18 protein-coding genes are annotated in these 19,325 nt (G+C 57.9%); 11 read left to right on the top strand and 7 right to left on the bottom strand.

Going from position 1 to position 19,325, the window contains the following annotated elements; genetic code table 11:
• The 3 genes from D0C27_RS12610 to D0C27_RS12600 are packed head-to-tail and all read left to right on the top strand — an operon-like array spanning position 1 to position 2,397.
• Positions 1-801: an alpha/beta fold hydrolase gene (locus D0C27_RS12610; RefSeq protein WP_137431105.1), complete on the top strand. Its 801-nt coding sequence runs from the start codon at positions 1-3 to the stop codon at positions 799-801.
• Positions 802-813: 12 nt separating this feature from the next.
• Positions 814-1,581, top strand: a complete 768-nt coding sequence (locus D0C27_RS12605) for a GntR family transcriptional regulator (RefSeq protein ID WP_009461466.1) — start codon at positions 814-816, stop codon at positions 1,579-1,581.
• Between the two features lie 27 nt (positions 1,582-1,608).
• Entirely contained in the window at positions 1,609-2,397 is a 789-nt protein-coding gene (locus D0C27_RS12600; RefSeq protein WP_021447154.1) for an enoyl-CoA hydratase/isomerase family protein, read from the top strand.
• A 178-nt stretch (positions 2,398-2,575) separates the two neighbouring features.
• Here the strand turns inward: D0C27_RS12600 and D0C27_RS12595 are convergent, their stop codons facing one another.
• The 3 genes from D0C27_RS12595 to D0C27_RS12585 are packed head-to-tail and all read right to left on the bottom strand — an operon-like array spanning position 2,576 to position 5,094.
• Positions 2,576-3,331, bottom strand: a complete 756-nt coding sequence (locus tag D0C27_RS12595) for an arylmalonate decarboxylase (protein ID WP_035269392.1) — start codon at positions 3,329-3,331, stop codon at positions 2,576-2,578.
• 16 nt (positions 3,332-3,347) lie between these two features.
• Positions 3,348-4,316, bottom strand: coding sequence for a Bug family tripartite tricarboxylate transporter substrate binding protein (locus D0C27_RS12590; RefSeq protein WP_009461472.1), 969 nt, complete (start codon positions 4,314-4,316; stop codon positions 3,348-3,350).
• 49 nt (positions 4,317-4,365) lie between these two features.
• Positions 4,366-5,094, bottom strand: coding sequence for a GntR family transcriptional regulator (locus D0C27_RS12585; protein ID WP_026483950.1), 729 nt, complete (start codon positions 5,092-5,094; stop codon positions 4,366-4,368).
• 206 nt (positions 5,095-5,300) lie between these two features.
• Between D0C27_RS12585 and D0C27_RS12580 the strand changes: the two genes are divergently transcribed.
• On the top strand, positions 5,301-6,227 hold the full coding sequence (locus D0C27_RS12580; protein ID WP_060186765.1) for a DMT family transporter: 927 nt from the start codon (positions 5,301-5,303) through the stop codon (positions 6,225-6,227).
• A gap of 28 nt (positions 6,228-6,255) precedes the next feature.
• Here the strand turns inward: D0C27_RS12580 and D0C27_RS12575 are convergent, their stop codons facing one another.
• Entirely contained in the window at positions 6,256-7,137 is an 882-nt protein-coding gene (locus D0C27_RS12575) for a LysR family transcriptional regulator (protein ID WP_060186764.1), read from the bottom strand.
• A gap of 120 nt (positions 7,138-7,257) precedes the next feature.
• Here D0C27_RS12575 and D0C27_RS12570 point away from each other — a divergent pair, with 120 nt between their 5' ends.
• The 6 genes from D0C27_RS12570 to D0C27_RS12545 all read left to right on the top strand — a co-directional run bounded on the left by D0C27_RS12570 (position 7,258) and on the right by D0C27_RS12545 (position 14,467).
• A complete protein-coding gene (locus tag D0C27_RS12570; protein ID WP_115634703.1) occupies positions 7,258-8,241 on the top strand; it encodes an ABC transporter substrate-binding protein in 984 nt (327 codons plus the stop codon).
• A gap of 11 nt (positions 8,242-8,252) precedes the next feature.
• Positions 8,253-9,317: an ABC transporter ATP-binding protein gene (locus D0C27_RS12565; protein ID WP_060186763.1), complete on the top strand. Its 1,065-nt coding sequence runs from the start codon at positions 8,253-8,255 to the stop codon at positions 9,315-9,317.
• Positions 9,314-10,972, top strand: a complete 1,659-nt coding sequence (locus D0C27_RS12560; RefSeq protein WP_137431104.1) for an ABC transporter permease — start codon at positions 9,314-9,316, stop codon at positions 10,970-10,972. The genes D0C27_RS12565 and D0C27_RS12560 overlap by 4 nt, the downstream gene beginning before the upstream one ends.
• Positions 10,969-12,195, top strand: coding sequence for a pyridoxal phosphate-dependent aminotransferase (locus D0C27_RS12555; RefSeq protein ID WP_137431103.1), 1,227 nt, complete (start codon positions 10,969-10,971; stop codon positions 12,193-12,195). Before D0C27_RS12560 ends, D0C27_RS12555 begins: the two co-directional genes overlap by 4 nt.
• Positions 12,196-12,215: 20 nt before the next feature.
• The gene (locus tag D0C27_RS12550) at positions 12,216-13,094 is read left to right on the top strand and encodes a phosphonopyruvate hydrolase (RefSeq protein ID WP_137431102.1); all 879 of its coding nucleotides are present in this window, start codon (positions 12,216-12,218) and stop codon (positions 13,092-13,094) included.
• Between the two features lie 68 nt (positions 13,095-13,162).
• On the top strand, positions 13,163-14,467 hold the full coding sequence (locus tag D0C27_RS12545; RefSeq protein ID WP_170978578.1) for a CobW family GTP-binding protein: 1,305 nt from the start codon (positions 13,163-13,165) through the stop codon (positions 14,465-14,467).
• 214 nt (positions 14,468-14,681) lie between these two features.
• Here D0C27_RS12545 and D0C27_RS12540 read toward each other — a convergent pair whose 3' ends face one another.
• The 3 genes from D0C27_RS12540 to D0C27_RS12530 form a co-directional block, all read right to left on the bottom strand.
• Positions 14,682-15,659: a tripartite tricarboxylate transporter substrate binding protein BugD gene (locus tag D0C27_RS12540; RefSeq protein ID WP_035269381.1), complete on the bottom strand. Its 978-nt coding sequence runs from the start codon at positions 15,657-15,659 to the stop codon at positions 14,682-14,684.
• 222 nt (positions 15,660-15,881) lie between these two features.
• A complete protein-coding gene (locus tag D0C27_RS12535) occupies positions 15,882-17,402 on the bottom strand; it encodes an MFS transporter (protein WP_137431100.1) in 1,521 nt (506 codons plus the stop codon).
• Between the two features lie 84 nt (positions 17,403-17,486).
• Positions 17,487-18,188: a glutathione S-transferase gene (locus D0C27_RS12530; RefSeq protein WP_035269379.1), complete on the bottom strand. Its 702-nt coding sequence runs from the start codon at positions 18,186-18,188 to the stop codon at positions 17,487-17,489.
• 127 nt (positions 18,189-18,315) lie between these two features.
• On the opposite strand from D0C27_RS12530, the gene D0C27_RS12525 reads away from it, so the two are divergent.
• Positions 18,316-19,317 carry a 5'-nucleotidase gene (locus D0C27_RS12525; protein ID WP_137431099.1) on the top strand — a complete coding sequence of 334 codons (1,002 nt, stop codon included), beginning with the start codon at positions 18,316-18,318 and terminating at the stop codon, positions 19,315-19,317.
• Positions 19,318-19,325: the final 8 nt, after the last annotated feature.

The raw sequence follows: 19,325 nt of genomic DNA, 5'->3' as shown, positions 1-19,325 counted from the left end.
ATGCCTTATGTGACAACCGCGGATGGTATCCGCGCCTATTACGATCTGGCCGGTTCCGGTCCGGCCTTGGTGATGGTGCACGGCGCCAGTCAGGACAGTCTGTCCTGGCAATATGTGCTGGATCACTTTGCGCCCTTTTATACGGTGTATGCCCTGGATTTGCCCGGTCACGGCAAGAGCGGCATGCCATTGGGTGGCCCTCATACTGTCACCCCGCAAAATGCTCAGTATTTGCTGCAGTTTCTGGATGCGGCAGGTATCCAGAATCCGGTCTTGATGGGGCACTCCATGGGCGGGGGCATTGTTGCCCAGGCCGCTGCCATGGCGCCCGAGCGTATTCGTGGCCTGGTGCTGGTCGATGGCGCTTCGGTGAACGTAGTGAAATCTTCCGGCTATAACCCGCGCATTCTGGAGATGGCGCGTATCAATCCGGGCGACTGGTTTGAAGTGACCTTCCGCACCTTGATGGGCACCTTGTCCGACCCGGCCCGTGCGCTGGAAGTGGTGACGGATGCCCGTCGTTGCATTCCGGCGGTGGCCTTTGCGGATATCTGCGCTTTTGGTGGTTTTCGCATGGAACAGATTCTGGACGATATCCGCTGCCCGGTGGTGATCGTGGAAGGCAGCGAGGATTGGTCCGTGCCGCCAGAGTCCGCCAGAGAGGTCGAACGCTTGCTGCGAGAAGGCAAAGTTCCGGTGGAATATATAGAATGGCCGGGCATCGGGCATTTTCCCCAAAGTGAATGCCCTGAGCAGTTCACCCGCGACACCCTGGCTGCGATGCGCCGCCTGTCTCTTTAAGCTGAAAACCGTATGGCAAACACCGAATCCCAGTCCAGCGCCAAGCCAACCCTGTATCAGAACATGAGCGATCGCTTGTTGGAGCTGATCCGTTCGGGCCATTACCCCGTCGGCTCCAAGCTGCCCACCGAGATGGAGCTTTGCGAGATGTATGGGGTAGGTCGGCACACGGCGCGTGAAGCCATACGCAAACTGACCGATCTGGGTTTGATCGAGCGGCGTCGCCGTGCCGGTACCACCGTGATACGCCAGCATCCCAAGCCGCAATTTGGCCTGGCGCTGGACACCACGGACCAGTTGCAGCGCTATCTGGAATTTACCGATCTGCACGTGCATAAAAAGGCGGTTTGTGTGGATAAGCAGCCGCCTGAAACCGCGCTGGACGGTGAGCCGGCAGATTGGGTGAAGGTGGAAACCTACCGCAGTGTGCCGGGCAGCAAGCGCGGCATTTCCTGGACAGATATTTATCTGCGCAAGGAATACCAGGCGGTAGCTGACCTGATTTCCACCCAGCCCGGTGGTGTGTATCCGCTGTTGGAGGAGCACTGTGGCGAAGTGGTGGAAACTATCGAGATGGAAATCTCCGCCTCGCGCTTTCCCCCGCATGTTGCCCGCTTTCTGGGCTACGAGGACTCCGACCCGGCGCTGCTGATTATCCGTACCTTCCGCAATCTGGCGGGCAAGGTCATGGAAGTGGCGGTCAGCTTTTACCCACCTTATGAATTCCGCTACGTCACGCGCCTGTCGCGCAGTGATGGGAGCCACCGCTCACAGAGCTGATTTTTCCGAACCTTTGGGGAGACATTCATGAAACGCAAATATGGCCGCAGTGTGACGGTCAAGGTGACGGGCGACCATGCGCTGGTGCGCTTTGATCGCGGCGTGAACCGTAATGCTATTGATCAGGACACTTTGCTGGCCCTGACGCAAGTGGCGCAGGATCTGGCCTTGTCGCTGGAGATTCACACTGTGGTACTGACCGGGGCCAAGGATATTTTCTCGGCCGGGATTGATCTGAAAGACCCGCAAAAGTGGAACGATGAACAGGCTGGTTTGCTGGAACGCCGTGATGTGGCCCAGCGTGGTGCGCGTTTGTGCCGTTTGTGGGAAGAACTGCCACAGCTGACCATTGCCGCCATTGAAGGCGCCGCCGTGGGTGGTTCGGTTGCTCTGGCGCTGGCGTGTGATTGGCGTGTGGCATCGCAGTCATCCTTTCTGTATCTACCTGAAGCCAAGGTGGGCCTGAACATGGGCTGGGGTGCCATTCCACGCATGGTGAACATGCTGGGTGCCGCTCGCACCAAACGTGCCATCTTGCTGGCCGAACGCTTCGGTGCTGAACAGGCGCTGGACTGGGGTCTGCTGGATGAGGTCTGCGAACCCGGTCAGGCCGTGGCGGTGGCGCAGTCTTTGGCCAAGCGGGCGTCGGAATCGCCTGCGGCGATTATCCGCATGACCAAGGAGTCGGTGAATCAGGTCGCCAATGCCATGAACCGATTGGGTATTTATATGGATGCTGATCAGGCGCTGGTGTGTCGCGACAGTGTAGAAGGAGCCCAGGCGCGTGCGGGTTTTTTGTCCGCTGGTCGAGCCTAGATAAAACGGCTCTGCTTGGGGGCGGTCAGCGGACCGGCGACCAGGGCGGGAGAAGGTATTTTGTCGGACCGCGCTTGAGTGCGCTGCGGGCACAATCTGCCTGGCGTTAGTGTCCGCAAATAGCGTGTTACGTGCCCCTATCCGCGTTTGCGGACAAGGGGCTATCTACATCGAGGGATCAGGCGGTTTGACGCTCTTGTGCCAGTCGTCCCATCCCCTGCGGAAATAAATCCAGCCCAGCCGTCGCCACCAGATCCCAGAAGCCAGCAGGCGAGCTGGACACAACAGTGACGCCCAGCTTGTCCTCGACCTGACGCACGGCTTCCAGCGACACCAGGCCGCCGCAAGACAGCAGCAAACCTTGTGCTTGACCGGGGGCCTGCTCTTGGGCGATGTCCCACGTCTTCAGACACAGGTCTACCAGCTCCTGCGTGCTGATTTTCGACATGGCCGTGACGTCATTAACGCCCAGTCCATAGGCGCAGACGGCCTGGATCTGGTTCTGGTCCAGAAATCGGACCAGGCGCTGGTTTACGTCATCAATATAGGACGAGGCCACCGCTACCCGTTCGATGCTGCTGACACGCAGACCGCGCAAGATGGCATGGCTCATGGTGGAGCATGGCAAGCCGGTGGATTCGCGCAGACGTGCCACCAGCTCTTCGTTAAAGTCCGAGCCGCGGTAAAAGCTCAGCGATGTTCCCATCAGGGACACGGCCCGGGCGCCACGGGCAGCCAGTTTCTGGGCTGCTTCCACCACCTGGTCGATAACCTGGTCATAGCCTTCCTTGTCCACCGAACTGAGCGCCAGACCTTGGGCGATGAAATCGATTTCCGGGTACATTTCCGGACCTTCCGGAGGCACCAGACCGGCGGCCGGTGGCACGATCAGGCCCAGTACGGGGCGCTTGGTATCAGAGTTGTCAGTCGTCATAACTTAGCTGCTTATTTCATTGTTTAAAGTCGAGTTGGGCGGTCTTGATGACATTGGCCCAGCGTTCTGTTTCTTCACCTAGCCATTTTTCGGTGGCCTGGGCATCTTGATAACCGGCTACCGAGCCTTGGGCCAGGAAGGCATCCTGTACTTGCTTTTGCTGCATGCTGTTTTCCAAGGCCTTGCTGACGGTGGCGATCAAGGCCGGGTCCACGTTTTGTGGGGCCAGCATGAACAGTGACGGTGTCACGCTATAGCCAGGAATGGTTTCCGAGACGCTGGGCAGATCGGGCATGCCGGGGAAGCGGCGCTCGGACAAGGTGGCCAGCAGACGAATGCGGCCGGAGTTGGCCAGGCCAATCGAGGAAGCCAGGCTGGCAAAGGACATGGACACTTCACCGGAGGCCAGAGCCTGACTGGCGGGAGCGCCACCGCGGTAAGGAACGTGCACCAGTTCGGTTTTGGTTTGCAAGGCGAACAGTTCACCACCCAGATGGTGCACCGAGCCTACGCCCACCGAGGCGAAGGTTTCTGTTTGAGGAGGCGCTTTGCGAATGGCCTCGATCAATTCGGCCACGGTTTTGACAGGGCTGTCGCCCGGAACGGCCAGCGCCAGATCAGACTGGCCCACCATACCGATAGGGGCGAAGTCACGCTGCAAGTCGTAGCGCAGAGCCGGGTAAATATAGGGGGCGACCAGCAAGGAGGTATCGGCAAACAGCAGCGTGTTGCCATCGGCCTGGGATTTGGATACGTAGTCGGCAGAAATGGTGCCGCCTGCGCCGGATTTGTTTTCCACAATTACGGTGCGGTCCAGCTCCTTGCTTAGCGCCTGAGCGGTGACGCGGGCCAGGGTGTCGACCCCGCCGCCAGGGGCAAAACCCACGACCAGGCGAATGGGTTCGGCAGCGTGTAAAGCGGCTACAGGGCTTAATGTCAGGGCGAGCGCAGCCAGCGCACGCCGTGTGAAACGGCTTGCAAACATGAGAAAGTCTCCTCGGTATGAGTGGTAGTTTTTTTAGCTAATTATTAATTCAGTGCCGCATATAAAACCCGGCTAAAGGGTTGAGCTGGGCGTTTAGCCAGCTATAGCGCTCGCGCTTGTCGAACTCCCATTTCTCGGGATGGGCCTGGGCGACACGACGCAGGGATTCGGCCCCGGACAGCACATGGCTGGCCGCTGCCTGCATGGCGCTGGGGCCGTCACGTTGGGCCAGGGCCTGGGTCAGTGCCTGATGTTCATGCCAGGACTGCTCCATGCGGTTTTCCTGATCCAGATGGCGGTGGCGGTAAGGGTTGGTCAGACGGCGCAGATGTTCAATTTGCTGCACCATGAAGGTATTGCCGGCAATGCTGTGGATCAGGGCGTGCAATTCGGCGTTGTACGTGGCGTAATCAGCCAGGCTTTTTTCTTGCAGGGCCTTGGCACCGCGCTTTTGCAAACGCTCCAGTTCGCGAATCTGGGCATTGCTGATGCGGTAGGCCGCCAGCTGGGTACAGGCGCCTTCCAGCAGGGCCAGGGTTTCCAGCATTTCTTCCAGCTCTTCAATCGTGTGCTGGGTGACAAAAATACCGGCTCGGGGGGCAATGCGCACTTGTCCGGTGGCTGCCAACTGCAACAAGGCTTCGCGTACCGGCGTGCGTGATACCCGGAAAAAAGTGCACAGCAAGGATTCATCAATGGCGCTGCCCGGCGGCAGATCACCGCTGGCAATGCGGTGCTCCAGTTCGATTCGTACCCGGTCGGTATTGCTAAGCGTCATGTCTGTCTCCCAAGCCTTTTCCTGTTTTTTAGGCTTAAATGATTCTAGGGAGGGGTTTTTGATATATCAATTAAGGCTTATCCGAGGGTAAAGAAAGTTTTGCCCCGTTTTGATTCGGGGAAATTTCACGGATAATCATTTTTTGCGCCCCCTCTGCCCCTGTTCGGTCATAGGGGAAAGCACGCTATTTTTCGGATAAAAAAACCATGAGCGAAGAACGTAAACCGCTGGATGCATTGGCCAGCGGCGCCATGCTGGTCCTGTGCCTGATCTGGAGCTTTCAGCAGATTTTGCTCAAGGCCACGGCCAATGACATGGCGCCTATTTTTCAGATCGGTTTGCGCTCGGGTGTGGCTTGTGTGTTGGTGGCTTTGCTGGTTCTGGTGCGCACGCACAAGCTGGCCTTTACAGAAGGGGCCTGGAAGCCGGGGCTGATGGCCGGCTTGCTGTTTGCGCTGGAGTATTTGCTGCTGGGTGAGAGCCTGCGCTTTACCTCGGCAGCGCACGTGGTGGTGTTTTTATATACCGCTCCTGTTTTTGCGGCTTTGGGCCTGCATATTCTCTTGCCGTCCGAGCGTCTGGCCCGCTTGCAATGGGTAGGGATCGGGCTGGCGGTGGCGGGCATTGCCATAACCTTTCTGGGGCCGGCCAGTATGGACGGGGCCAATCTGGGCCGCATGTTGATCGGGGATTTGATGGCCTTGGCCGCCGGAGCCTTGTGGGGCTTTACCACCGTGCTGATTCGTAGCACGCGCCTGTCTGCCGTCCCGCCCTCGGAAGCTTTGCTGTATCAGCTGTTCAGCGCTTTTGTGATTTTGATGGTGGCCGCGGTCGTGACCGGGCAAACCGATATTCATTGGTCAGGCTTGTTGGGTGCCAGCCTGGTGTTCCAGTCTGTGGTGGTGGCGTTCTTGAGTTTTCTGGTCTGGTTCTGGTTGCTGCGTCAGTATCAGGCGTCGCGGCTGGGGGTGTTCTCCTTTGCCACTCCCTTGTTCGGTGTTTTATTCGGCGCTTTCCTGCTGGGCGAGGCCATAGAACCCCGTTTTGTGATGGGCGCTTTACTGGTGTTGATGGGCATTACCCTGGTCAGCGCCTATAGCTGGATCAGTCAGCTGCGACGTCGCAGAGCTTGACTGAATCAGCGAGATGACGCGAATGGCCTCAAGGCGCAATGCGTTGTCGCAAGCTGCTTTTCAACCATCGGCAAAACTGGCGGGCCTCACTTTGCTGGGGTGATTGTGCGTTGACATAGGCCATGTAGGTCGCGCCTGTGGCCACTTGGCCAGGGCCGACTTCCCGCAGGACGCCATCGCGTAGATGGTCCATCACCAGTAAACGCGGCACAACCAGAAATCCGGAGCCGGCAATGGCCCCGGCAATCGCGAAAAACAGGTGATCGTAGGTGGCGCTCATCAGTAGCCGCGAAGGCTCAATACCCTGATCCAAAGCCCATAAACCCAACATGTCCGGTCGTGAGCGCGCGGTCACCATAGGCCAGTGTTCCCAGGCCTGCCCGCTGTGCTGCTGGATCAAGGCAGGTGCTGCCACGCATACCAGCTCTTCGCGTATGAGCTCCCAGCTTTCGCTGTCGGGCAGGCTCAAGTCACGGCTGATCAACACATCAAACTCTTCATTAGGACGGGGTGGCGACAGATTGGTGATCAGATCAATTTGCATATGGTGCTGGGCGGTGAACTGGCCAAGCATGGGCACCAGCACCGTCATTGAAAAGCTGGGCATGGAGGTGCGGACTCTCAGCCGTTCGTGCTGATCCTGTTGATGGGTGATTTGCTGAATGGCCATCTCCAGGGTGGCCATGGCATCTTTGACCGTGTCATACAGCTGCAAGCCGGCGGCCGTCAGCTCAATATAGGGGCCGCGTCGAATGAACAGGGCCTGCTTGCTGACTTTTTCCAGGGTGGCGATATGCCGGCTGACTGCGCTTTGGGTGATCCCCAGGCTTTGGGCTGCACGGGTGAAATTGCCTTGTCGGCCCACCGCGACAAATACGCGCAGGGGGACCAGAGGAATATTCTCAAGCATGATTAAAACTCATGATAGGGCCACGCTTAACAGGGGGTGGGTGTAGGGTGTAACAGAACGGTCATCTAAGATAAATACCATGATTTTCATGCAATTTTATTGAAATTACAGGAAATAATCATGCAAAACCGTTTCCCTTATCTATCCGCTTTGCTCATGCTTTCCTGCCTGGCTACGGGGGCTGCCAAGGCGGATGAAGTGGTGTTGTACTCCTCCAATAACATCGATGTGGTGAACACGGTGATTGAGCAGTTCCGTCAGGTCCACCCCGAGATATCGGTGTCTGTGGTGCGGGCGGGTTCCGGTGCCCTGATGCAGCGTATCAAGGCCGAAGCAGAGCAACCTCTGGGCGATTTGTTCTGGTCCGGCGGGTTTTCTACCTTGTCGCAGTATGCCGAGTACCTGGCGCCCTATTCGTCGTCCGAGGCCAGTGCTGTAGGTGCCCAGTATCAGGGAGCTGAGCAACGTTGGTTGGGTACCAATACCCATGTCACGGTGTTGATGCTTAACGAGCGGCAGTTGGGCAAACTCAAGGCGCCTGACAGCTGGGCGGATCTGGCTGATCCGGCCTGGAAGGGCAAGATCGTGATTCCAGATCCGGAGCGCAGCAGCTCTTCTTATGTTGCCTTGTATGGCCTGCAGGATTTGATGGGCCAGGAGGTGTTTGAGAAGGTTGTGCGCAATGCAGTGGTGGTCGGAACCACCTCCGGTGCCTACGAAGGCGTTGCCAATGGCGAGTTCGCGGTTGCGGTAACGATGGAATATGCCGCCTATCAATATGTGGCCGGTGGTCTGGATACGATTGACCTGGTCTACCCCAAAGAGGGCACTTTCCTGTCGCCGGAAGGCATGGCCTTGATCAAGGGCGGGCGTAACCCCGAATCCGCTCGCAAGCTGTATGACTTCCTTGCCTCCCGCCCTGCGCAGGAAGAGGTATTCAAAAGCGCGTTCCGCCGCCCTTTACGCAGCGATATTGCCGTCAATACGCTGACAAGCTTGCCTGCCATGGATCAGATCCGTGTGCATGCGCTGGATGATGATCGTATGGGTGCGGATCGTGAAGCCTTCCTGGCACGTTGGCGTGCACTGGTTTCCCAGCGCTAGGCGGGACTGGTATGCAGATACATCTATCAGGTATTGAGCAAAGCTACGGTTCACAGACTTTGTTTCACGGCTTGGATCTGGACATCCCCAGTGGCTCCTTGTTTACCCTGCTGGGGCCATCGGGCTGTGGCAAGACGACCTTGCTACGCATGTTGGCCGGGTTTGTGCGCCCTGATCATGGCAAGGTGCTGTTCGGCCAAACAGACATGACGCGAGTGCCTGTGCACAAACGCAATGTGGGCATGGTGTTTCAGGATTACGCGCTGTTTCCGGATCGCAGCGTGCTGGATAACGTCAGCTACGGTTTGCTGGCGCGTGGCCAGTCTCGCTCCCAGGCTCGTGTCCCCGCTTTGGAAATGCTGGCGCGCGTGGGCTTGAAGGACAAGTCAGATGCTTTGCCGTCCGCCTTGTCCGGTGGGCAGCGACAGCGAGTGGCCATGGCACGCGCTTTGGTGATCAAGCCCGATCTGCTCTTGCTGGATGAGCCCTTGTCTGCCCTGGATGCAAAGCTGCGCACCGATCTGCGCGAGATGCTGCGGGACCTGCAGCAGGAAGCCGGCATCACTACTGTGTTTGTGACGCATGATCAGGAAGAAGCGCTGAGCGTGTCTGATTACATTGCCGTCATGGATCGGGGCTGCGTCCGCCAGGTCGGGACGCCCGAGCAGATCTACCGCTGCCCTGACAACAGCTTTGTGGCTGATTTTGTGGGAGGGGCCAATCTGATCGAGCTGCAGGAGGAGCTCGGCCAGGCTGCAGATGGCTGCCGCCGGTTCCGTACGGCGGGGGGCATTGTGCGTATTCAGTCTGTCGGACGTTTTACCGAGCGGACGATGTTGGCCTTGCGGCCTGAAACTCTGAGTGTGGATGCTGTGCGCCCGCTGGGCGAGGGTGACATTGCGGCGCGGATTGAGAGCGTGGATTACCGGGGTCCCAGCACGGCTTATCAATTGCGCACGGAGTTCGGTTTCCTGAGGGCAGTGGTCTGGAATACCGGTGTCAGTCAGAGTTGGGCCCGGGGCGATGCGGTGGTATTGCGCGTTCCCGAATCGGCTCTCTTGGTGGAGCGCACATGATGCTGGGTTCTTTGCGACGCGATCCAGCTTGGCTGATGCTGGCCCTGGGTGCAGTGGCTTTGCTGGGCTACTTTTTGCTATGGCCAGTCCTGTCCATGCTGACCAGCTCCCTGTTCAACAAGGAAGGTCAGTTTGGTTTGCACGGCTACGTGCAGTTTTTCTCCGAGCCTGCTTATCGGGAGAGTTTGTTCAACACCTTGTGGCTGGGTGGGGCCGTAACCGTGTTTAGCCTGGTGCTTGGCGCTGGTTTGGCTCTGGCTGCGGCTCGTTTTTCCTTCCCCTTGGCTACTTGCCTGGGCGTCTTGCCTTTGCTGACCTTGGTCATTCCGGACGTGGTGGTTGCAGCAGCCTGGATTGTGGTGCTGGGTAAACAAGGCGTGCTCAATAGTGTGCTGGCTCCTTTGGGCCTGGAGCTGCCTTCTTTGTATTCGTGGTGGGGTCTGGTGTTTGTGATGACCTTGAACAACTACGTGTACGCCTATGTCGCTGTGCTGGTAGGGTTGAAGTCCATGGACCGTAATCTGGAGGAAGCGGGGCTTAGTCTGGGTAGCTCCCCGGCTCGCACCTTGCGCACGGTGACCTTTCCTTTGATGATGCCGGCTTTATGCGGTGCAGCGGTGCTGGTCTTCATGCACGTTATTGGGGATTTTGGCGTTCCGGCCATTTTGGGAGCCCGTACCCCCGTGCTGGCGGTCAAGACTTATAACGAATTTGTCAGCGAAATGGGCGGTAACCCGCAAATGCAGACCACCATGGCTTCTTTGCTGGTGTTTCTGGGCCTGGCCTTGCTGCTGATTCAAAAGTGGGTTGTAGCCCGACGCACCTACCAGATGGAGTCTGGACGAGCTCCGGAGCGCGTGCCCTTGCGTGCCTGGCAGGCCGCTGTGTGCGCCTCTTTGGTATCGATCCTGATTGTGTTGTCGGTGCTACCCGTGATGGTGGTGGTTGTCACTGCATTTACGCCCTCTATTGGACCGGTGCTGAAGTATGGCGGCTTTACCTTGAGCCATATGCAGCAAGCTCTGGTGCAGGCACCCGGGCCTTTGTACAACTCCTTGTTGCTGGGCGCCGCAGCGACCAGTGCCGGTGCCGTATTTTCCATCGTGGCCGCCTATCTGATCGTAAAGCGTCCTTCCGGTCTAAGTACAGGTCTGGATGTGCTGGTCATGTTGCCCTTGACGATTGCGGGCACCGTATTGGGCATTGCCTTGATTAATGTGTTTAACAGTGGCTGGCTGGTGCTGACCGGCAGTTGGGTCATTATGGCGCTGGCTTACTTTTTACGCCGGGTGCCCACCAGTGTGCGTGCAGCCATGGGACCTTTACATAACTTGCGTAGCTCCATCGAAGAGGCTTCCATCAGCCTGGGCGTAGCGCCGATGCCAACCTTTGCGAAGGTCGTTTTGCCGGTGGTATGGCCTGCCGTAATTGCCGCCACGGTGTTGATGTGGATCACGACTCTGTCGGAATTATCCGCCACGGTGGTTCTGTATTTTGGCGGGATGAGCACCCTGCCTATCGAGGTTTTTCAATTGGTGGACAGTGGGCGTTTGGCACAGGCCAGTGCATATAGCCTGGTGCTGTTGATGGCGATATTTTTGCCGTTGCTGCTGACCCGTTTCATTTTCAAAGTAAAAGTAGGATGGACACAATGAGCTCTGTGCAATGTCAGGAAGAGATCGCGCTAGCCCAGCGCGTGTTGGGAGCCAAGGCATCGGCCACCAAAGAGATGACGCGTCTGGCCAATCAAATGCGGCAACAGGGGCAGTCTGTGATTACCCTCAGTCAAGGCGAGCCGGACTTTGCGACCCCCGAGCATGTGCGTCAGGCGGCTAAAGAAGCAATTGATCGTAATGAGTCCCGCTATACCGAGGTCGCTGGCACCCTGGCCCTGCGTGAGGCCGTGGTGCGCAAGTTCGAGCGTGACAATGGCCTGCACTTCAGCCCCGATCAGATCCAGGTGGGCTGCGGGGCCAAGCAAGCCTTGTATAACGCCTTGCAGGCCACGGTGCAGGACGGGGATGAGGTCATTATCCCTACCCCTGCCTGGGTTTCCTATCCTGAAATGGTCTTGTTGGCAGGTGGCCAGCCGGTCATTGTGCGTTGCAGTGCACAAGCCGGTTTCAAGCTGCAAGCCGATCAGCTTGAACGCGCCATCACCCCCCGTACCAAATGGCTGATGCTCAATTCTCCATCCAATCCCAGTGGTGCCGTGTATTCACGTCAGGAACTGGAAGCGTTGGAGCAAGTGCTGTTGCGCCATCCGCATGTCTGGGTGATGGCTGATGATGTATACGAAAAAATCCGCTATAGCGACGAACCCTTTGCCACGCCTGCCGCCTTGTCCCCGTACATGGCAGCGCGCACATTGACCATCAATGGTGTCTCCAAGGCCTACGCGATGACCGGCTGGCGGGTGGGGTTCGCCGCTGGTCCGCTGCCTTTGATCAAGGCCATGAATCTGGTGCAGTCGCAAGCGACCTCTCATACCAGCTCCATTAGTCAGGCAGCGGCCGTGGCTGCACTGGATGGCCCCATGGATTTTCTGCCTGAGTTTGTGGAAGCGTTTCGCCGACGCCGTGACAAGGTGGTGGCGGCGCTCAATGCCATGCCGGGGATTGAGTGCGATCTTCCCATGGGCGCGTTTTACGTGTTTCCCAGCTGTCAGGGCGTATTGGGTTTGCGAGACCCTTCCGGTCAGTTGATCAGTACCGACAAGGATCTGTGCATTTACTTCCTGCGCAGTGCAGGGGTGGCTGTGGTACCAGGGTCGGCATTTGAACTACCCGGTCACTTCCGGGTGTCTTATGCCTCCAGCGATCAGGAGCTGGAGGAGGCGATGAGCCGCATTGCCCAAGCCATTGCTCGACTGAGCTGATCCCCTTACGGAGAAATAGTGTGAATAGCAAAAAGAATCAGGTGTTGAAAGAAGCCTTCTCCCAAGGGCGTTTGATGACGGCGATGGCCGCACATAACCCCCTGTCTGCTCGGCTGGCGCAGGATGCCGGTTTCGGAGCGATTTGGGGTAGCGGTTTTGAGTTGTCAGCCAGTTATGCCGTGCCCGATGCCAATATCCTGTCGACGGGAACTCACCTGGAGATGATGCGGGCGATTGCCTCAAGCGTGGATATTCCTTTGATTGCCGACATTGATACCGGCTTTGGCAACGCGGTCAATGTTAGCTATATCATCCCGCTGTATGAAGCGGCGGGTGCCAGTGCCATTGTGATGGAGGATAAAACCTTCCCTAAAGACACCAGCTTGCGAGCGGACGGGCGTCAGGAGCTGGTACGGATTGAAGAGTTCCAGGGCAAGATTGAGGCGGCTTGTGCTGCGCGCCGTGACCCTGATTTCTTGATTATTGCGCGGGTCGAGGCCCTGATCGCTGGCCTGGGGCAGGAGGAGGCCCTGAAGCGGGGGCTGGCTTACGAGCAGGCGGGTGCAGATGCCATTCTGATTCACTCCAAACAAGCTACGCCAGATCAGATTCTGTCTTTTGTTCAGGCTTGGCCGGGCAAGGTGCCGTTGGTGCTGGTGCCAACAGCCTACCCTCAACTGACCGAGGCGGACATTGCACAACTGGGCAAAGTGGGCGTGGTGATTTACGGCAATCATGCGATTCGTGCGGCTGTAGGGGCCATGCAAGCGGTGTTTGCCCAAATTCGTCAGGATGGCGGCATTCAGAATGTGGATTCCGGCCTGCCTTCCGTCAAAACCATTATTGGCTTGCAAGGCGATGCCCATATGCGGCAGATCGAGGCTCGGTTTCTGCGCTAGAAGGGGCAGTATTGGGCTTCGTATAATGGCTGATGGCCCGACGGCGGGCCATCAGCCGGATGAATACGATGCCCAAATCTGCACAAGGCCCTATCCCGGTCACATTGTTGACCGGTTTTCTGGGCAGCGGGAAAACGACTTTGATTAATCGCGCTTTGCAAGAAGCGCAGATGGCCGACACCCTGGTCATCATCAATGAGTTTGGGCAGACGGCGCTGGACCATCATCTGGTGGCGCATAGCCAGGAAAATGTGATCGAGGCTATGGGTAGTGGTTGCTTGTGCTGCACCATACGGCGCGATCTGGTACAGACCTTGCGCGACATTACCTGGCGTTTTTCGCGGGCAGGCCAGAGACAGTTCCGACGGGTTCTGATTGAAACGACCGGGCTGGCCAATCCTGCCCCTATCTTGCATACCTTGTTAAGCGATCCGCAACTGGCCGGGAAGTACAGCCTGGCGGGTGTGGTGACGGTGGTGGATCTGGAGCATGGGCTGGAAACGCTGGCGCGCCATGCCGAAGCGCGACGGCAGGTGGCTGTGGCTGATTTGCTGCTGTTCAGCAAGCGTGATCGGGTGGATGCCGTGGCGGAAACGGTACTGCGTGAATATGTGCGTGGTTTGAATCCTTTGGCGCAGCAGCAGATTCTGGCGGTATCGCAGCCTGTTGCGCCCAGTTTGTTGGGCTTGGGTGAGCAAGCGGGGCAAGGACGGGCCTGGAGCTTGGAAGCGTTCGAGGCATTGGGGCAAGATACTGGCGATCACGATCACGATCACGATCACGATCACGATCACGATCACGATCACGATCACGATCACGATCACGATCACGATCACGATCACGATCACGATCATGATCATGATCACGATCATGTGCATAGCCATAGCCATAGCCATAGCCACGGCACGGGCACCCTGGCTGACAACGGCAACGGCAACGGCAACGGCAACGGCAACAGCAACAGCAGCAGTCAGCCCAGCAGCCTTGAGTCTACTCACCTGCATGGAGCAAGCTCCAACGAGTCCGCGGTCGGCTTGCCTGATGTTTCCCGCCATGGAGATTCCATCTACTCGTTAAGCGCCCTGTTCCCCCAAGCTCTGCCCGCCGACAAACTGCAATCCTGGTTGTCGGATCTGTGCCAGTGGGCAGGCCCTCGCCTATTGCGCCTTAAAGCTGTTCTGCCCGTCCAGGGCATGGACCAGCCGCAGGTGATTCATGCCGTGCAACATCAGTCCTATCCTTGGCAGGCCGTGCCGCAGTGGCCCTGGCCGGATCAACAAGGGCGCATGGTAGTGATCACACAGGATCTGGATTTCCAGGAGCTTTGGGCGCGGTTGCAGGCTTTGGATACGGCGGTTCGAAAGACGGATTGATACTCGCAGAGTCCGAGCCTCTCTTGGCCGGATTTTCTCTAGTCGTTGACTTCGAGCCTTTCTTGATCGGATTTTCTTGAGTCGCCGGGAGCTTGATGGAGCGTTGTCTCTTGGTCATCCGGACAGGCTATCCACCGCTGCGGCAGACAGCACCCCAAAGCCGAAAAAAAGGACGCCTAAGCGTCCTTTTCAAAAGCCTTTGGGCTAGCAGGTTTTATTGGGGCTCTACGCCCACTTTCTTGAACAGGGCGGCCCACTGGGGCACTTGTTGCTCCACCTTGGCCTGCAAGGCGGCCGGGTTGGCTTCCTTGTCCATGACCGTGGCTCCCAGAGTGGCCATACGGCTTTGGAAGTCCTTGTCAGCCATGCCAGCTTGAAGCGCTTTTACCAGGGTATCCACGACAGGCTGGGGTGTATCTTTCGGTGCCCACATGCCGTGCCAGATGCCTACTTCAAAGTCCTTGAAGCCGGATTCCTCCATGGTGGGGACGTCCGGGAAGGTCGGGACGCGCTCGCGGCTGGTGACAGCATAGACCTTCACCTTGCCGGATTTGATTTGCTGGGTGGTGTTGGTGGTTTGGTCACACATGATGTCCACCTGCTTGCCCATCAAATCCGCGATGGCCGGGGCGGTGCCTTTGTAGGGCACGGTCAGCAGTTCAATACCCAGTGCCTCAGTGAACATGGTGCCGCACAGGTGGCTGGCCGCGCCAATCCCGGCGTTGGCCAGGGAAACCTTGTCCTGGTTGTCCTTCAGGTACTGCACCAGCTCCTGAATGTTGTTGGGTGGGAAGTCCTCACGGGCAATGATGGTCATGGGAACGTCAACGACCAGGCCGATGGGAGACATGCCGTTGATGGCGTCATAGCCGGGCTTCTTGTATAGCGAAGGGGCGGTGGAAAAGCCGATGTGCATCAGCAGTATGTTGTAGCCATCCGGCTTGGCGCGGGCGACCTGGGAAGTGCCAATGGAGCCACCTGCCCCGCCTTTGTTTTCCACCACAATGGTTTCACCCAGAACTGGGCGCATGGCTTCGGCCAGAGCGCGTGCCACGTTGTCCGTGGGACCGCCCGCCGCAAAAGGCACCACCATATTGATGGGGTGGTCCGGATAACCGGCTGCCTGTGCGGTAACCGAGCAGGCCAAGGCCGCGCCCAGACTGACAAACAGCTTGTTTAATGCAACAGCCATAATGCCTCCTTGATAAGGATTACTTATTCTTTTGGGAGATACTTGGGTCCGGTCGCTCTGTGCTGCGAAGCGTTGCAGGAGTGGCTTTATTCTACTGAGGGTGGACGTGTTTCTTTTTCAGGTCTAACCCTAGTAAGGGGCCTGAATGGACTAGGGGAATATACGGGGGCTCGCATGGCGAGCAAGCCACAGCCAGAGCTTGTGGCTTGCCAAGGTGCCTGCTCAGGCAGAGGCCGGTTTATGCAGTACCGGCGTCAGATAGGCGATGATGGAAACAGTCATTGCGGCGGTGGCGATCAGACTGCAGAAGATCATCAGGCCCTGGTCCAGACCCAAATGGTCGGCCAGCCAGCCCAGACCCAAAATAGGCAGGATGGCACCCAGATAGCCGGTGATCAGGTAGGTAGACGTCAGACCGGCACGCTGATGCGGTGGCGAGACACGCTGCACGATAGACATGCCGCCGTACATGCACAGGCCGTGGCCAAAGGCGGTCAGCAGCACGCACAGGATGAATAACAACGAGGAACTGGCCCACAGATTGATCAGCAAGGCGATACAGGCCAGGGTAAAGGACAGCAGGCCCACGATGACGCTGCGCTTGGCGGGCCAGCGGCGGATCAGCAGCTGGAAGCCCGAGGACAGGAACAGAATAATCCCGATGGAAAAGCCGCTGGTGGCCGGGCCGTGCCAAGGCACCATTTGCGCCATGAAGCTGGGCGCCAGAGAGGCGAACAGGCTGAACATGGCAAAGGCGCAACAGGCGGACAAACAGCCAATCAGATAGGGGCGGCGCAGATGGGTGGCGGGCAGTGTCAGGCGCGGCATCCAGGTGCGCCAGTTGGTCTTTTGCGGTACCGGCTGTTTGCTGGCAATGGGCTTGATCTGAAACAGGGCATAGATGGCCAGCACACCCAGGGCCATGGAGGGGATATAGCTGGAGAACAGTGGATTTGGCACCCACTGTGCAATCAGGCCGCCTACGACCGGGCCCAGGCCAAAACCAAAGGCCAGCATCAGTGAGGTGGTAGCGGCAGCGCGTTGCACGTCTCCGCCTCGGTTAAATTGCCCCAGGCCGATGGAGGCTGAAGTCACAATCATGCTGGAAGCCATCCCGATCATGATGCGGCTGAACACAAAGCTGCCTACATCCCAGGCAAAGGCGGACAGGGTTACGCCGCTGGTCACCAGAATCAGGCCGGTACGCAGCACGGGCATAAAGCCTTTCATGTCGCTCAAGCGGCCCAGAAACAGCAGGCCCGTCAAACCAGCGGCCATATAGGCCACGTACAGTTGGGTAATGTGACTGGCATTCAGGTCCCAGCGGTCCTGATACAGCGGGTATAGCGGGCTGGCCAGGGCCGTGCCCATCACCCCGATACACATGGCGATACTGATCCACACATAGGGGTCCCACTTGCTCTTCTTGCACGCCGGGCGCGCAGCCGCAGGCTTGTCAGCAGCCTTTTGCTGGGCTGGATGGTTCAGGTTTTGTTCGACCCGTGCTTTTTGCAGGGTCTGAGCGGGGGCGCTGGCGTGAAAGTCCTTGCAGCTTTGGGAGTCTCGCCAGCTTTCATGCAGCACCCATTGTCCTGGGGGCTGGTCTTTGCGCAATACATCGAAGCGTAAACAGGCGCTGTTGGCTCGGGCTTGTTCAGCCAGCGAGTCTACATAAGCGGCCTGTGCCTGAGGGTCCAGATCGGTGAAATGGTAGTTTGTAGTGCGAAAGTACGTATCGCCCATACGGCGCAATCCTTGACAGCGAAATCATTCGGGACCATCAAGGATACTCTTTCGTGTCTGCACTGACATGGCAATTCGCTGACACTAGGCTGGCTGGCGTAAATCCAGATGTATATCAGCCACACGCACAATTTCGGCTTCGTGGTCCGGGTCGCGCCAGGTGTCCTGACAGGCCATCTGGTGCCAGCGCTGCATGGCAGGCAATTCCAGTATGCGATTCATGTAGTCCTGACAGGCTTCGTCCAGTTTCAGACCATAGGTTTGCAGGCGAAATACCACGGGAGCGTAAAAGGCATCGACGGCGCTAAAGCGCTCTCCGGCCAGGAAAGGGCCGCCAAAACGGCTCAAGCCTTCTTGCCAGATGGTTTGCAGGCGTTCCAGCTCGCCTTGCAGACGCATGTCCTGCTGATGGTGGTGGGCGCGCAGGGCGACGGCAAAGGGGCAGAGATTCCGTAGCGAGGAAAAGTTGGCGTGCATTTCTGCACTGGCGCTGCGCGCCCAGGCGCGGGCAATGGGGTCTATGGGCCAGACGCCGGGATGCTGTTCGGCCAGGTATTCGGCAATAGCCAGACTGTCCCAAATGATCTGCCCATTGGTGTGTAGCACAGGTACTTGGCCCGCCGGTGCCATTTCATGGAAAGCCAGGGTGCTGAAGGAGGGGCCAAAATTGAACCAGCGTGCGTCAAAGTCTATGCCCAAGTGGCTCATTAATAACCAGGGGCGCAAGGACCAGGACGAATAATGGGGATTGCCCAGAACAAGGGTATAGCTTTTTGAGGGTTGCATGGCGGCAAGCTTTCACGAAGGTGATGGTGTTTGCACTTTAGTAGGCTTTGTTCTGCTTGGGTAGTACCAGTGCCGGCTTAGCGTTTTGGTATGCTGGTTTTTTTTGCGGATTTGGGGAGCGGTGTGTATGGCGTATGACCTGGAGAAACGGCTGGTGATTGGGCTGGCTTCCAGCGCTTTGTTTGATCTGAGCCAGTCCCATCAGGTCTTTCTGGAGCAAGGTGAGGCAGCGTATCGTGATTACCAGCTGGCGCGCGAGCATGAGCCACTGAAGCCGGGCGTGGCTTTTTCCTTCATTCGGCGCTTGCTGGCCCTGAATGATCTATCGCCCGACGATCCCTTGGTCGAGGTCGTGCTGCTGTCCCGTAATGATCCCAATACAGGCTTGCGGGTGATGAATTCCATTCGCCATCATGATCTGGACATTACGCGGGCGGTGTTTCTGCAAGGGGGCGACCCCAGCCCTTACATCCAGCCGCTGTCCATCAGCCTATTTCTGTCGGCCAATCAGGAAGACGTGCATCGGGCGGTGCAGCAAGGCTATCCCGCAGGTCAGGTTCTGAATTCCTCTTACGAGGATGCTTATGACGACCAGCCCATTCGCGTGGCTTTCGACTTTGACGGGGTGATCGCGGACGACGAGTCCGAGCGCGTGTATCAGCAGGAAGGTGGTTTGCCGGCCTTTTTCGAGCATGAAGTGCGTTTGGTGCAAAAACCGCATAATCCCGGCCTGTTACAGGCGTTTTTGCTGAAATTGGCGCACATTCAGGAAGTGGAGCAATTGCGTCAGGAGCAGGATGCCAGCTATGTGCCGCGCCTGCGGATTGCGATTGTGACGGCGCGCAATGCGCCGGCTCACGAACGCGTCATCAATACCATCCGCAGCTGGGGTATCGAGGTGAACGAGGCCTTCTTTCTGGGTGGCATTGAAAAACGTCGGGTGCTGGAGGTTTTGCAGCCCCATATTTTCTTTGATGACCAGACCACCCACCTGATTCCCACCGCGCAGACCTTGCCGTCCGTGCATATTCCGTTTGGGGTGGTGAACCATCCGCCGGCAAAAGTGGTGGTGCCGGAGAAAAAGAAAGGGCGAAAACAGGCCAAGACAAAGCCGCGAACTGATGCTTGATCAGGCGC

The sequence above is a fragment of the Alcaligenes faecalis genome (assembly GCF_005311025.1).
Classification (GTDB): Bacteria; Pseudomonadota; Gammaproteobacteria; order Burkholderiales; family Burkholderiaceae_B; genus Alcaligenes; species Alcaligenes phenolicus.
Note: the sequence above shows the minus strand (reverse complement) of the source record. Positions and strands in the feature narration are given on the sequence as shown.